Here is a 14,231-nt window from a genome sequence, read left to right as displayed (position 1 = left end):
GGGCTGTGTGGGAGCGGGCTTGCCCCGCGATAGCGATTTGTCAGTCACATCGCTTCGCGGGGCAAGCCCGCTCCTACGGCGTTACAGGGCAGCCTTGAAAATCGCTTCAATCTCCGCCTGGCTGGCCTCCCGAGGGTTGGTCAGGCCGCACGCATCCTTCAGGGCGTTGCTGGCCAAGACCGGTATATCCGCCTCTTTGGCCCCCAACACCGCCAGACCAGCAGGAATATCGATATCCCGCGACAGTTGCTCAATCGCAGCAATGGCTGCCTCACTGCCCTGCTCTGCACTCAGCCCACTGACGTCTACGCCCATGGCCTTGGCCACATCACGCAGGCGCGCAGCACTGACCTTGGCGTTGAAACGCTGAACATGCGGCAACAACACGGCGTTGCACACGCCATGCGGCAAGTCGTAGAACCCGCCCAACTGGTGCGCCATGGCATGCACGTAGCCCAGCGAAGCATTGTTGAAGGCCATACCGGCGAGGAACTGGGCATAGGCCATGCTTTCGCGCGCCTGCATGTCACTGCCCTCGGCAACCGCCTGACGCAGGCTCTGACTGATCAGCTCGATGGCCTTGATTGCACAGGCATCGGTGATCGGCGTCGCTGCCGTAGACACATAGGCTTCGATGGCGTGGGTCAGCGCATCCATACCGGTAGCGGCGGTCAGGCATTTGGGCATGGCAGCCATCAGCGCCGGGTCGTTGACCGACAGCAATGGGGTAACGTTACGGTCGACGATGGCCATTTTCACGTGGCGCGCTTCGTCGGTGATGATGCAAAAGCGCGTCATTTCGCTGGCGGTACCGGCCGTGGTGTTGATTGCGATCAGCGGCAGTTGCGGCTTGGCCGAACGATCAACGCCCTCGTAGTCGCTGATCTTGCCACCGTTGGTGGCGCACAGGGCAATACCCTTGGCGCAGTCATGCGGCGAGCCGCCGCCCAGGGAGATCACACAGTCGCAGCGTTCACGCTGCAACTGCGCCAGTCCCTGTTCGACGTTGGCGATGCTCGGGTTAGGTTTGGCGCCGTCAAAAATCGATGAGTCAATGTCACGCATCGCCAGCAGTTCGGCGATACGCTCGGCGACCCCGGCCTTGGCCAGCCCGGTGTCGGTGACAATCAGTGCCTTGCGCAATCCGTAGCCGGCGATGGCCGCCATCGCCTCGTCGAGGCAGTCGATGCCCATGATGTTGACGGCAGGGATAAAAAACGTGCTGCTCATGGCGAAACCCTCATGCAAATTTCCATTGCCGTCAGGATCCGCCTCTACGCCCTGCCCCGTGTTGATCTGGGGCAAATCTTGCTCAGCCGAGGAACAGTCGATAGGCCGGGTTGTCAGTTTCGTCCCAGTAGCGATAACCCATTGCATCCAGGGCGGCAGGCAAACTGGCCTGCTCGTCTTCAGGCACCTCCAGCGCGGCGAACACCCGGGCGTCCGCCGCACCATGGTTACGGTAGTGGAACAGGCTGATGTTCCAGCGCTTGCCCAAACGCTCCAAAAAGCCCAGCAAAGCTCCCGGACGCTCGGGAAATTCGAAGCGCAGCACCCGTTCATTCGCACCCGGCCCGGCATGCCCACCCACGGTATGGCGTACGTGCAGCTTGGCCAGTTCGTTGTCGGTCAGGTCGAGTACCTCGTAGCCCTGAGCGCTCAGGCTGGCCAGCAGGCGATCCCGCGGATCGTGCTGCGGGTGGGTCTGCACGCCAACGAACAGCCGCGCTTCTTTGCCCGGGTAGTAGCGGTAGTTGAACTCGGTGATCTGCCGCTTGCCCAGGGCCTGGCAAAAGGCGCGGAAACTGCCCGGCTGCTCGGGGATGGTCACGGCGATGATCGCCTCGCGTTGCTCGCCCAGCTCTGCGCGTTCGGCAACATGGCGCAGGCGGTCGAAGTTGACGTTGGCACCTGAGTCGATGGCGACCAGGGTCTGGCCGCTGACGCCTTCACGGGCCACGTACTTTTTGATTCCCGCCACCGCCAACGCGCCGGACGGCTCGGTGATCGAACGGGTATCGTCGTAGATGTCCTTGATCGCTGCGCACAGTTCATCGTTGCTGACGGTGATGACCTCATCCACATAGTGGCGGCACAGCTCAAAGCAATGCGCACCGATCTGCGCCACCGCCACGCCTTCGGCAAAGCTGCCGACCTGCGGCAACACCACCCGCTCGCCGGCCCGCATGGCGGCCTGCAGGCAATTGGAATCCTGCGGTTCGACTCCGATCACTTTCACTTCAGGGCGCAGGTATTTGACGTACGCCGCGATCCCGGCAATCAGGCCGCCACCACCCACCGGAACGAAGATCGCATCCAGCGCACCCGGCTGCTGGCGGAGGATTTCCATGGCCACCGTGCCCTGTCCGGCGATCACATCCGGGTCGTCAAACGGCGGCACGAAGGTTGCCCCTTCACTGTCCGCCAGTTTCAGCGCGTGGGCCAGGGCATGGGGAAAGCTGTCACCGTGCAGCACCACTTCGCCGCCGCGCGAGCGTACGCCGGCCACTTTCAACTCAGGTGTTGTAGTGGGCATGACGATGGTCGCGCGCATACCCAGTTCGCGTGCTGCCAGGGCCACGCCCTGGGCATGGTTGCCAGCTGAGGCGGTGATGACGCCGCGGGCACGCTGGGCCGGGCTCAAGCGGCTGAGGCGGTTGTAGGCGCCGCGGATCTTGAACGAGAACGTCGGCTGCAGGTCTTCGCGCTTGAGCAGCACCTGGTTAGCCAAGGACTGGGACAATGCGGGCGCCAGTTGCAGCGGCGTCTCGATCGCCAGGTCGTACACCGGTGCAGCAAGAATGCGCCGCACGTAATCGGACAGCAGGTTCGGCGACGCGGACGGTGTGCGAGGGCTAACGGCAAGGCTGGTCATCAGTGACTCCTGGTTTTTTAAAGTGCCCAGGAGAGAGAGAAAGAACCCGCCTCCAGGGCGGGTTCGGTGCAAGTGCTCGCTAGCCCGCCAAAACGATAATGGCGGTAATAATGCTGTGCGCGGGCAACTGCAGGAAGGTATTCATGCCAGCGAAACTAGCGCAGCCCTGCAGGTAAAGTCAAGCCATCGGGTCTGACAACAGCCAAGCCTGATTGGCGTCAATATTCAGTCCTGCGAATTGGACAACCCTGCCTTCTGCTGCTTGTATCTAAACCCTGCAAGACCGCAAACACGTACAACTTCGAACTAATGGATGGGGCGAGGAGCGGGACAATGGCATATACAGTCATGATGGTGTTTGGCACACGTCCTGAAGCGATCAAGATGGCGCCGCTGGCCCAGGTACTGCGACAGTGGCCTGACATCGAGCTGAACATCTGCTCCACCGGCCAGCACCGGGAAATGCTCCAGCAGGTGCTGCGGGACTTCGGCCTGAGCGTCGATGAAGACCTGCACGTGATGACCCAGAACCAGACCCTCAACGGCCTGTCACAGCAATTGCTTGAGCAACTGGATGCCACCTACGCCCGTATCCAGCCCGATATCGTCCTGGTGCATGGCGACACCACCACCAGTTTTATCGCTGCCCTCGCCGCCTTCAACCGCCAGATTCCCATTGCTCACGTCGAAGCCGGGTTGCGCAGTGGCAGCCTCAAGGCACCCTGGCCCGAAGAAGCCAACCGGCGCCTGACCGGGGTGATTGCCGATTTGCACTTCCCGCCCACCAACCGCGCCCGGGACAACCTGTTGCGTGAAGGTGTGGTGCTGGAGCAGATCGAAGTCACCGGCAACACGGTCATCGATGCCCTGCTGTGGATGCGCGACTACCTGACCCACAGCCATTGGAAACCCGCCCCTGACTCGCCCTTGGCGCAACTGCGCGATGACCAGCGCCTGGTGCTGATCACCGGCCATCGCCGGGAGAACTTCGGCCAGGGTTTTGAACGCATCTGCCTGGCCCTGGCCGAGTTGGCCCTGCGCTACCCGGACGTACAGTTCGTCTACCCGGTACACCTCAATCCGCAAGTGCAGAAAGCGGTGTACGCGGTGCTGTCGCACCAATCGAATATTCTGCTGATCGCCCCTCAGGACTATCAGCACTTTGTCTGGCTGATGAACCGCGCCTACCTGATCATCACCGACTCCGGCGGGATTCAGGAGGAAGCACCTGCCTTGGGCAAACCACTGCTGGTGTTACGCAAGGTCACGGAGCGCCACTCGGTGCTCGAAGGCGGCACGGTCAAACTGGTTGGTACCCAAACCGAACGGATCGTCAAGGAAACCAGCCTGCTGCTCGACGACCCGCAGGTCTATAAACAGATGAGCCGGGTGTTCACCCCCTATGGCGATGGCCATGCCAGCGAACGTATCGCTGAACGACTGAGCCGCTGGCTCGAGGAAAACGCCAGCGAGCGCAGCGCCTCATGAGTCTGGCCTTTGTCGATTTCCTCACCTATGTGCTGTTCGGTCTCAAGCTGCTGGCGATCACCCTGGCCAGTCTGATGTTTCTGCTGGGCCTGGATGACCTGTTCATCGATGTCGTTTATTGGGGGCGTAAGCTGATCCGGCGTTTTCGTATTTACGACAAGTACGAAAAAGCCGACGAGAAGCGCTTGTTCGAAGCGCCGGAACAACCATTGGCAATCATGGTGCCGGCCTGGAACGAAGTCGGCGTGGTCGGCGAAATGGCGCGCCTGGCGGCGTCGACCATCGACTACGAGAACTACCAGATTTTCGTCGGCACCTACCCCAACGACCCGCAAACCCAAGCCGACGTCGACGCCGTTTGCCTGCACTACCCGAACGTGCATAAGGTCGTCTGCGCGCGCCCCGGCCCGACCAGCAAAGCCGACTGCCTGAACAACATCATCGACGCGATCCTGCGCTTTCAGAGCGACGCGAAAATTGAATTCGCCGGTTTCATTCTGCATGACGCCGAAGACGTCATCTCGCCGATGGAGCTGCGTCTGTACAACTACCTGCTGCCGAACAAGGACATGATCCAGATCCCGGTCTACCCCTTCGCCCCCCAGTGGCGAGGGTTCACCGCGGGCCATTATGTCGACGAGTTCGCCGAGAACCATGGCAAGGATGTGATCGTGCGCGAAGCGCTGACCGGCCAGGTGCCCAGCGCCGGGGTCGGCACCTGCTTCAGCCGCCGGGCCATCGGCGCCTTGCTGGCCGACGGCGACGGCATTGCCTTCGACGTGCAAAGCCTGACCGAAGACTACGACATCGGTTTTCGCCTGAAACAAAAAGGCATGAAGTGCATTTTCGCCCGCTACTCGATGACCGACCCGCAGCTGGCGCTCAAACGCGACTGGCGCCTGGGCATGAGCCGTGAGTTTGCCCAGGTGATTTGTGTGCGCGAGCACTTCCCGCGGGACTGGCAACACGCGATACGGCAAAAATCACGCTGGATCGTCGGCATCGTCTTTCAGGGCACCCGCAACCTCGGCTGGAGCCGTCGGGGGGCGCTCAACTACTTCCTCTGGCGCGATCGGCGCGGCTTGTTCGCCTACCTGCTGAGCTTTCTGGTCAACCTGTTGTTCCTGGTGCTGCTGGCGATGTGGCTGGTCACGGTCATTGCGCCCAACAGCTGGCACTTTCAATCGATTCTCGCCGACAGCCCGCTGCTCACCGCGCTGCTGTGGCTCAACGGCCTGATGCTGGTCAACCGCCTGTTCCAGCGTGGCTTCTTTGTCACCCGCTATTACGGCATCGTCGAAGGCTTGCTGTCTGCGCCGCGGATGATGTGGAGCAACTTCGTCAACTTCTTCGCCAACCTGCGCGCCCTGCGCCAGGTCATGGAAATGGGTGACTCGCGGCGCGTGGCCTGGGATAAGACCACCCACGAATTCCCCGCCCTGGCCTCGCCGATGCGCATACCGCTGGGCCAGCGCCTGATCGACAAGGGGCTGATCACCGAAGCGCAGTTGCAAGAGGCGATCACCAACCCCCTGCGTCGGCGTCTGGGCCGCGAACTGCTGTTGCGCGGCTGGCTCAACAGCGAGCAGTTGGTAGAGGCCCTGGCCGAACAACTGGACCTGCCCTGGGCACCGCTCAACCCGTTCAAGATCGATCCGCAGTTGATCGCGAAGATGCCGCGCAGCCTGGCGGTGCACTATGGCGTGCTGCCAGTGGCCGAAGACCAACAAACCTTGATCCTGGCCAGCGAAACGCCGGTCAGCCAGGTGTCACTGGGGGTGATCAGCCGTCAGCTCAAACGCCCGGTGACCTACCGCCTGGCGCCGCAAGGGCGGGTCACCCTCGGCATCCGTTACAACTACCCCAGCCCTTGGCAAAAAGAGGAAACCCGGCAGATGCTCGCGGTGCTCAATCGGCATCAGGATGATGCCGCCCTGCTTGAACGCGTCAGCCGTCACCAGGTGATGCTCGGCACCCTTTTACAAGTGCGCGGCAAGGTGCCGCCGACCCTGTTCAACCAAGCGCTGATCGATTTCAACCCCGAGCAGCAATCATTGGGTGAGCACCTGGTCGCCCGCGGCATCATTACCGAAGAGGTGTTGCAAGAGGCCCTCGCCGAGCAGGCCCAGGAACAGCAAGCGGCCTATGCACTGACCCGGGAGGTGGCATGAGCCTGCGCCCTCCGCTGACCTTTGCTTGCCTGTTGTTATCGCTGTATACCGCCCAAAGCCTGGCTGCCCCACTCAGTGATTTCGAACGTTATCGCAGCTATCCGTATATGGAGCGCAGCTACCGCGAGGCGAAGAACAACAACTGGCAAGAAGTCGAACGCCTGACCCGCCACTTGCTGGAGCGGGTACCCAACAACGACGAAGCGCGGGCCCTGCTGGTTCAGGCACTGGTTCACCAGCAGCGCTACCGCGAGGCCGAGCAAGTGGCCGAACAGAACAGCAGCGCCGACAGCTTGCTGGAACTGCGCCTGGCCTGGATCGAACAGGATCCACCCGCGGCCAGCCAAGTGGAAAACTGGATCGCCAACAGCGTGCTGAATGCACGTATTCGCCTGTGGCAGGCCTATAGCCTGAGCCTGGCAAAACACACGGGCGCCAGCACAGCCCTGGACTGGCTCAACCAACTGCCAGCCAAAGGCGACGACAAAGTCCTGCGCCTGGCCCGCGCCACCTGGGCCGAGCAGTTGCATGACTGGAGCCAGACCATCGAAGCCCTGGCACCTTTGGCTGCACGCGGTCAACTCGCCAGCCAGGACTGGCAACGTCTGGCCAATGCCTATGTGCAGCGTCTGGATGAAGCACCATTGCAGCAACTGCTTGAGCATCCGCCGTCCGCCGACATCGCCCGCCAGACGCGCCTGGCCATGGCCAACCGTGCCATCGCCCTCGATCACCGGCAAATGGCCCAGCGCTGGCTGCAATCCCTGCCCGAAGACGACCTCAAGCAGCCTGCGCAGCGTCAACAGCTGTGGGAACTGGCCCGGCAGGGCAATGACAGTGCACAGGTACAACGCCTGAGCAACGAACTGAATCGCCCCTGCCTGGAGACTGCCGAATGGCTGTCGCGCCACGACCAGGCGCTTGCCCGCCAGCAACTGCGCCAGTGCCGTGCCGAAGACGATCCGAAAACCTGGCTGGTACTCAACCAGCGTTTGCACGGTGCCAGTGGCGGCTCGGCGCAGCTGTGGGAGCAGCTGTATCGTCAGACCGGCGACCTCGACGCCCTTGAGCAAGCGACTTTTCTTGAACTCAAAGCCGGTCGCCAGGCACATGTCCGGCAGTTACTCGAACAGGCCTACGACCGGCGCCTGGGACGCTTGCCGATGCCGTTGCTGCAGCGTCTGGCCGGGCTCTATAGCCAGGCCGACGCGCCGTTGCAGGTGCAGCGCATGAGCAGCCTGATACCGCGCGTGGATGCCGCCAACCGTGCCCTGCTGCTGGGGCGCCTGGCCGAGGCAGGCGAATGTGCTGCAGTACGCCAGGCTATTCCCGCGACGCCAACCGAAGTCGGTCAACTGCGCGCCCTGGGCCGCTGCGCAATGCCTGAGCGCCCCGGTGAAGCGGTGGCCTACTATCAGGCCGCCGAGCGCCTGGGTGACAGCGGCAGCCGCCTGCCGCTGGCCTATGCCCTGGAAGCGGCCGGTGACTCGCAGGCAGCGCAGCCGATCTGGAACAGTCTCAGCGACAGCCAGTGGACCGACAACGCCCGCCTCACCGCTGCGCGCAGCGCGCTGAACGCCAACGACCCGCAGCGCGCCAGTGTGCATTGGAGCAAGGCAGCGCACCGCAGCGCCGATGACTTCGCCCTTGGTGCCGCCATTGCCGAACGTCAGGGCGATTACCCGGCGGCGCTGAACTATCAGCGCCAGGCCCTGCAACTGCAACCACGTGCCGATCACTACTACAACGCCTCGACGACCGCGCAACATGCCGGCGATACGCAACTGAGCCTGCTCTGGCTTGCTGAAGCGGTACGCCTGGAGCCCGCCAACCCTCGCTACCAGGCCGACTACGGTATGCGCCTGGCCGGTTCTGACGATCCCGCGGTACGCCGCCAGTCGATTCCCCCGCTGCAACGCGCCACCCACGATTTCCCTGAGGACTACCGCCTCGGTGAAACCCTGGCGCTGCGTTACGACGAAGTCGAAGACAGCGCGGCGGCACGCAAGGAGCTGCGCCGGGTGATCGACGTAGAGCAGGACCTGGTCGATGGCGATGACGAATACGGCAGCCTGCAGGCGCGCAAGTACCGCCAACGCCGCGCCCACGAAAGCCTGTCGCGGCGTGACAGCATCACCTTGGCCAGCACCTGGTCGCCGGCCGGTATTTCAACCAACGACAACTTCCGCGACAACCGTGAAGACCGCCGCGCCGCCTCGCAGAACGTGCAGTTGGCCATGTGGGACCACGCCCTCGGCGAAGAACCCAGTCGTAACGGCAGCACCCTGTCGGTGTATGGGCGCGTGTTGTTCGGCGGCCAGAGCCGCAGCGACTATGCGCAAAGCATGGGCACCGGCGTCGGCCTGCGCTACAAGCCGCTGGGCCAGGCCAACCTGAACCTGTACGCCGAGCTTTATCACCAGCGCCAGATTGACGACGCCCACTACAACGGCCTGAGCCTGGGCCAGTTGCTCAGCCCGAGCAAAGTGGCTGACAACTGGGGGGATTTGCGCGGCAACGCCGAGTCGAGCAACGACTTGCTGCTGCGCGCCACCGCCTCGTTCCTCGACCAGGGTGACTGGCGCAACGACTGGCGTATCGATGAGCGCCAGTGGAATGAACGCTTCCTCTACCTCGACGCGGCCTGGTGGACCCGTGCCGGTGACCACCAATGGCTGTCGCGCTACCAGCAAGGGCACGTCTGGAAGCTGCCCAGCAGCTCACCACAAACCCTGATGCCCTACGGCTTTCTGGAGTTCTCAAGCCAAGACCCGAGCAACGACTGGCGCCAGGACCTGCGCACCGGGCTCGGCCTGCGCTGGCAGTGGTGGTTCGATGACGACCGCTACAACGCCTACCGCGGCTCGCTCAAGGTGCGCGCCGAATATCAGCAATCGCTGGGCGGCAATCTGTATGAGCGCGCCAACGGCATGCTGCTCGGTGTGGAGATGAATTTCTGATGCGCAGATGGATCAGCCTGATATTGCTTGCCCTGAGCCTGTCGGCGCACGCCGACGAGCGTGTATTCTACCAACCGCTGAATCGCGACGCATCGCTGAGCCAGGCGCAATGGCAGGCGTTGTGGCAAGCCACCAGCGCCCAAGGGGGGAAAACCCTGATTGTGCAGTGGACGGCCTATGGCGACAGCGACTTCGGCGGTGCCGACGGCTGGCTCGCCAACAGCCTGCGCAGCGCCCATGAGCAAGGCTTGCAGTTGGTCCTGGGGCTGTACATGGACGCCGCCTACTATCAACGCATCGATGCCCTGGACAGCCCCGGCCTTGCCGCCTACTGGAAAGCCCAATTGGGCCGCTCGCTGACCCAGCACGCCACACTGCAGCGTGACTGGAAGCTGCCGGTCGCCGGATGGTACCTGCCGATGGAACTGGACGACGTGCATTTCAGCGACCCACTGCGGCGCCAGGCGTTGTACAGCCAACTGCAGGCCTTCCAGCAACGCCTCGATGCGCCGCTGCACATCAGCGCCTTCAGCAGTGGACGCATGAGCCCTGCCGCCAACGCTGGTTGGCTGCAACAACTGGGCGGCATACCGTCGCAGGTCTGGTGGCAGGACGGTGCGGGCACCCAACGCTTGACGCCGTGGATCCGTCAGCAATACCTCAGCGCACTGCCCTGCTCCATCGGCCTCGTGCAGGAGGCCTTCCGCCAAACCAGCGCGCCCGGCCAGCCGTTCCGCGCCGTCGCCGCCAGCGTGCAGCGCCCCACCCACTGCCACCCGGCAGCGGTATTCTCATTGCGTTACCGGCCGTGGGCCAAGGGCCTGCTAACCTTGGACGGCAACTGAGACGCATCAAGTACTCATTGGATCAGCAAGGCCGCTATGTACAAGACCATCGAACAACAAGTGCGAAGAAACATCGCCCCCCCCGCATTGCGCCGCGAGTTCCGCCAGCATGATTTTGAGAACCTGCACTCTTTCTGCCTGCTGATCTTTGCCGTCAGCATCGGCATCTGGTTGCTGTTCGACCTGATTGTCAGCTACCTGGGCCAACAGGACTTCACCTGGATATCCATGGCCTTCATCACCGTCATGGTGTGCCTGACCATCATCCTCGCGTTCACCCGCAAGGCCGGGCACTTCGACATCCTCAACCTGGTGTTCATCACTGTCATCACCCTGGCCATGCGCCTGGTGATCGACGGCCTGCCGGTTAACTTACGCCCGGCCTGGCTGGTACTGGGAGCCTCCAGCGTGTTGTATAGCGTCTCGGTGTTACCGGTGCGACGCTGGTCATTTTTCGCCGTGCTGATCGTCACCTGGGTCAACCTGCACCCCTTCCGGGTGCCCGGCATGCACCTATTCGACCTGCGCGGCCTGATGTTCCTGTGCTACGGCGTGTTCCTCAACGGCCTGATCATCTACACCTATTTGAAAATGCGCCGCGCCAAGTTGTACAACTTCTACATGTCCAAGGTCCTGCTGGACCAGGCTTACATCGACGTCCTGACCGAGATCCCCAACCGCCGCTCGTTCATGGCCAAGGCACAGACCCATTTGCAGGAAGACGACACGCAGAGCCGTTACCTGGCGATGATCGATATCGACAACTTCAAGAAGGTCAACGACCGCTTCGGCCACGACATCGGCGACGTGGTGCTCAAGCGCACAGCGGCCAACATCAAGGCCTCGATGACCGAGTTCGAGTACGCACGGTTGGGGGGGGAGGAGTTTGTCATCTACTTGTGGGGTATGGACCAGCTCGCTGCGGAACAGCGCGTAGATGCCCTGTGCAAGCGCGTGCGGGAAGACACCGCCGAATACCCGGTGACCATCAGCATCGGCCTGACCCGGATCCTCGACGACGACAACCTGACCAACGCCCTGGTCAAGGCCGACGAAGCCTTGTACCAGGCCAAGCATGGCGGCAAAGACCGCTACGTGCTGTGGCGCGAAAGCACAACGGTGCAATTCCCTTGAACCAACATCTGGTGGGAGCGGGCTTGCCCCGCGATTGCGATATTCCTGACATATCGCAATCGCGGGGCAAGCCCGCTCCCACCGGTCAGCGTGCGTCGCCCCACTGGTCCCCGGTGAGGATTGCCATGGCAATGTCTTCATCGCTGGCTTGTATGCCCGGGTGTTCCTGGCGCACACGCTGCAGCATCGACTCCAGGTACACACCGCGGATCGCGCCACCGCTGGCAATGAACGAAGACGCCTCGTCACGCGCCGGGATGATGCGTTTGTCATCCTTGAAGGTGGAATACAACGAAGCGGATATACCTGCCGAGGTCGCGACGTCTTTGGCATCCACATCAGCCAGAGCCGCCCCCATGGGCATGCACAGAACAAGCGAAGTAGCGATCAGTAAACGACGCATGATGGTGCCTCCGGAAATCGAGTACCTACCCAGCTAAGATACTCAGCGCTTCACCCAAGTTCCCTGAAATGGCCTATACCCAATAAGCCATGGATCACATAGGGGGCGGCTATGGCCGGCTCAGGCAAGAAAATGACACTGGTCGGGCTCACTACCCTGGTGGCCGTCAACATGATGGGCTCGGGCATCATCATGCTGCCCACCAGCATGGCGCAATTAGGTGCGGTTTCGCTGCTGTCCTGGGTGGTGACGGCCATCGGTTCCATGGCCATCGCCTACAGCTTTACCCAGTGCGGAGTGTACTGTTCACGCTCCGGCGGGCTCTCGGCGTATACCGAAGAAGCCCACGCCAAGTCAGGTTTCTTTCTCTGCTCCTACCTGTACTTTCTGTCGCTGGCCATCGCCAATGTCGCCGTGGCCATCTCGGCGGTGGGCTACATGACGGCCTTCATGCCGTGGCTGGGCAGCAGTGCTGTCGCGTTGTGCATCGGCACCATCGGTTTGATCTGGTTAACGATTGTCGCCAACTTCGGCGGCCCGGCGATTACCGGCAGGATCGGGGCAATATCAGTCTGGGGCGTGATCATCCCGGTAGCGGGCTTGAGTGTGATCGGCTGGTTCTGGTTTGACCGCAACGTGTTCATCCAGGCCTGGAACCCTAACGACTTGCCGATCTGGGAAGCCATCGGCAAGACCATCCCGTTGACCCTCTGGGCATTTCTGGGCATGGAGTCAGCGGCGCAAGCATTCGATGCGGTGGAGAACCCCAAACGCAATGTGCCTCTGGCCTGCCTGTTTGGCACCCTCGGCGCGGCAGTGGTGTACGTGCTGTCGACCACGGTGATCCAGGGCATCGTCCCCAACCTGGAGCTGGCCAATGCCTCAGCGCCGTTTGCCCTGGTGTACGCGAAAATGTTTTCGCCGTTGATTGGCAACATCATCATGGTACTGGCGGTCATGGCCTGTGTCGGCTCACTGCTGGGCTGGCAGTTCACCCTGGCGCAAACGGCTAAAATGACGGCCGACCAAGGCATGTTCCCCAGCCTGTTCTCCCGGGTCAGTGCGCTGAATGCGCCGATCCTGGGCATGGTGGTCTGCGGCGTGCTGCAAACCGTCATGGCCCTGTCGACCATTTCGCCCAATGCCAGCGCCCAGTTCAGCAAGCTGGTCAGCCTGGCGGCGGTGACCAACCTGATCCCCTACGTCACGGCGTTGACTGGCCTGCTGGCGATCATGCACAAAGCCCGGGTCAGCCCGGCGGTGTACAGCCGCAACACCCTGGTGCTGCTGGTGGCGGTGGGCTACTCGTTGTACGCCTTGTACGCCTGCGGCATGGAGGCGGTGCTGAACGGCGCCCTGGTGCTGGCGTTCGGTTACTTGCTGTATGGCTTTGTGGCCAAGCGTTTCATTATTCAGCAGGCAGCGGCTGAACGCCCCGAACTGCCTTGAACGGGGGCTGACATGAACACCACCTTTGCGCGCCTGGCGTGCCTGATTACCCTGCTCCCTGCGCTGGCCACGGCCAACACGCTGGAGCGCGTGCGCAGCAGCGATACCCTGACCCTGGGTTACCTGGCCGACTTTGCCCCCTTCAGCGTGCAGGACGGTGACACCGCCAAAGGCTACGCCATCGACCTGTGCCTGAAGGTAGCCGAACAGGTCAAGCTGACGCTGGCGCGCCCTGATCTGAAGGTACGCTTTCAACCGGTGGCGCTGGCCGATGAGATCAGCGCCGTCAGTTCCGGGCAGGTCGATCTGCTCTGCACCCCCACCGTGGCCAGCGTGCAGCGGCGGCAACAGGTGAGTTTTTCCATACCGATCTACACCGCCGGGGTCAGCGCCGTGGTACGCAAAGACGCGCCCGAGCCGCTGCTCAAAGTGCTCAACGGCAAACCGGCGCACACCGGCCCCACCTGGCGGGCAACGCTCAACCGCGGCCTGAGCAACCAGACGTTTGCCGTCGTCACCGGCGGTGTCACCGAACAATGGGTACATCGGCAACTACAGGCATTGGGTGTCATCGCCACGGTGATTGCCGTCGCCAACAACAACGCCGGGCTTGAAGCCGTTGCCCAAGGCAAGGCCGACGCCTTCTTCTCGGAACGCATGCTGCTGAAAAACCAGCTGGCGCGTAATGACCAGCAGGACCTGATGCTGGTCGAACGTACCTACGATTACGCGCCAGTAGCGATGGTCGTCCCCCGCGCCGACGAAGACTTCCGCCTGCTGGTGGATACGGTGATCAGCGCGATGTATCGCTCGGGGGAAATCGAGCAAGGCTATACCACCTACCTGGGCGGTACGAGCAAAGCGATCAGGCGCCAGTTCTCGCTGTATGCCTTGCCGTTGTAACCT

The 14,231-nt window shown here is 62.4% G+C and carries 10 protein-coding genes; 7 read left to right on the top strand and 3 right to left on the bottom strand.

The window, feature by feature from the left end:
- Positions 1–81 precede the first annotated feature (81 nt).
- Complete coding sequence (yiaY, locus tag ACP6KB_RS11910; RefSeq protein WP_442113918.1) at positions 82–1,230, bottom strand: L-threonine dehydrogenase; 1,149 nt, start codon at positions 1,228–1,230, stop codon at positions 82–84.
- A gap of 82 nt (positions 1,231–1,312) precedes the next feature.
- Entirely contained in the window at positions 1,313–2,875 is a 1,563-nt protein-coding gene (gene ilvA / locus ACP6KB_RS11905; protein ID WP_442113917.1) for a threonine ammonia-lyase, biosynthetic, read from the bottom strand.
- A gap of 333 nt (positions 2,876–3,208) precedes the next feature.
- Between ilvA and wecB the strand changes: the two genes are divergently transcribed.
- From wecB to ACP6KB_RS11880, 5 genes are read left to right on the top strand one after another with little or no spacing between them, the layout of a single operon-like run.
- Complete coding sequence (gene wecB / locus ACP6KB_RS11900) at positions 3,209–4,363, top strand: non-hydrolyzing UDP-N-acetylglucosamine 2-epimerase (protein ID WP_442113916.1); 1,155 nt, start codon at positions 3,209–3,211, stop codon at positions 4,361–4,363.
- Positions 4,360–6,534, top strand: coding sequence for a cyclic di-3',5'-guanylate-activated glycosyltransferase NfrB (gene nfrB / locus ACP6KB_RS11895; protein WP_442113915.1), 2,175 nt, complete (start codon positions 4,360–4,362; stop codon positions 6,532–6,534). Before wecB ends, nfrB begins: the two co-directional genes overlap by 4 nt.
- A complete protein-coding gene (locus ACP6KB_RS11890) occupies positions 6,531–9,494 on the top strand; it encodes an NfrA family protein (protein WP_442113914.1) in 2,964 nt (987 codons plus the stop codon). Before nfrB ends, ACP6KB_RS11890 begins: the two co-directional genes overlap by 4 nt.
- Entirely contained in the window at positions 9,494–10,339 is an 846-nt protein-coding gene (locus ACP6KB_RS11885) for a DUF4434 family protein (protein WP_442113913.1), read from the top strand. The genes ACP6KB_RS11890 and ACP6KB_RS11885 overlap by 1 nt, the downstream gene beginning before the upstream one ends.
- 36 nt (positions 10,340–10,375) lie before the next feature.
- Positions 10,376–11,473: a GGDEF domain-containing protein gene (locus ACP6KB_RS11880; RefSeq protein ID WP_442113912.1), complete on the top strand. Its 1,098-nt coding sequence runs from the start codon at positions 10,376–10,378 to the stop codon at positions 11,471–11,473.
- An 85-nt stretch (positions 11,474–11,558) separates the two neighbouring features.
- Here ACP6KB_RS11880 and ACP6KB_RS11875 read toward each other — a convergent pair whose 3' ends face one another.
- Complete coding sequence (locus ACP6KB_RS11875; protein WP_442113911.1) at positions 11,559–11,876, bottom strand: DUF2388 domain-containing protein; 318 nt, start codon at positions 11,874–11,876, stop codon at positions 11,559–11,561.
- Between the two features lie 111 nt (positions 11,877–11,987).
- Here ACP6KB_RS11875 and potE point away from each other — a divergent pair, with 111 nt between their 5' ends.
- Together potE and ACP6KB_RS11865 are read left to right on the top strand one after the other, a co-directional pair.
- Complete coding sequence (potE, locus tag ACP6KB_RS11870; protein WP_442113910.1) at positions 11,988–13,325, top strand: putrescine-ornithine antiporter; 1,338 nt, start codon at positions 11,988–11,990, stop codon at positions 13,323–13,325.
- A gap of 12 nt (positions 13,326–13,337) precedes the next feature.
- A complete protein-coding gene (locus ACP6KB_RS11865) occupies positions 13,338–14,228 on the top strand; it encodes an amino acid ABC transporter substrate-binding protein (RefSeq protein ID WP_442113909.1) in 891 nt (296 codons plus the stop codon).
- Positions 14,229–14,231 lie beyond the last annotated feature (3 nt).

This window comes from Pseudomonas sp. NUPR-001 (genome assembly GCF_052147955.1).
In the GTDB taxonomy this organism is placed as follows: domain Bacteria; phylum Pseudomonadota; class Gammaproteobacteria; order Pseudomonadales; family Pseudomonadaceae; genus Aquipseudomonas.
This window is presented reverse-complemented; position numbering and strand designations above follow the sequence as displayed.

Bases quoted from the DNA above. Each gene is read 5' to 3' on its own strand.
- yiaY (WP_442113918.1), bottom strand. From the start codon at position 1,230: ATGAGCAGCACGTTTTTTATCCCTGCCGTCAACATCATGGGCATCGAC.
- ilvA (WP_442113917.1), bottom strand. From the start codon at position 2,875: ATGACCAGCCTTGCCGTTAGCCCTCGCACACCGTCCGCGTCGCCGAAC.
- wecB (WP_442113916.1), top strand. From the start codon at position 3,209: ATGGCATATACAGTCATGATGGTGTTTGGCACACGTCCTGAAGCGATC.
- nfrB (WP_442113915.1), top strand. From the start codon at position 4,360: ATGAGTCTGGCCTTTGTCGATTTCCTCACCTATGTGCTGTTCGGTCTC.
- ACP6KB_RS11890 (WP_442113914.1), top strand. From the start codon at position 6,531: ATGAGCCTGCGCCCTCCGCTGACCTTTGCTTGCCTGTTGTTATCGCTG.
- ACP6KB_RS11885 (WP_442113913.1), top strand. From the start codon at position 9,494: ATGCGCAGATGGATCAGCCTGATATTGCTTGCCCTGAGCCTGTCGGCG.
- ACP6KB_RS11880 (WP_442113912.1), top strand. From the start codon at position 10,376: ATGTACAAGACCATCGAACAACAAGTGCGAAGAAACATCGCCCCCCCC.
- ACP6KB_RS11875 (WP_442113911.1), bottom strand. From the start codon at position 11,876: ATGCGTCGTTTACTGATCGCTACTTCGCTTGTTCTGTGCATGCCCATG.
- potE (WP_442113910.1), top strand. From the start codon at position 11,988: ATGGCCGGCTCAGGCAAGAAAATGACACTGGTCGGGCTCACTACCCTG.
- ACP6KB_RS11865 (WP_442113909.1), top strand. From the start codon at position 13,338: ATGAACACCACCTTTGCGCGCCTGGCGTGCCTGATTACCCTGCTCCCT.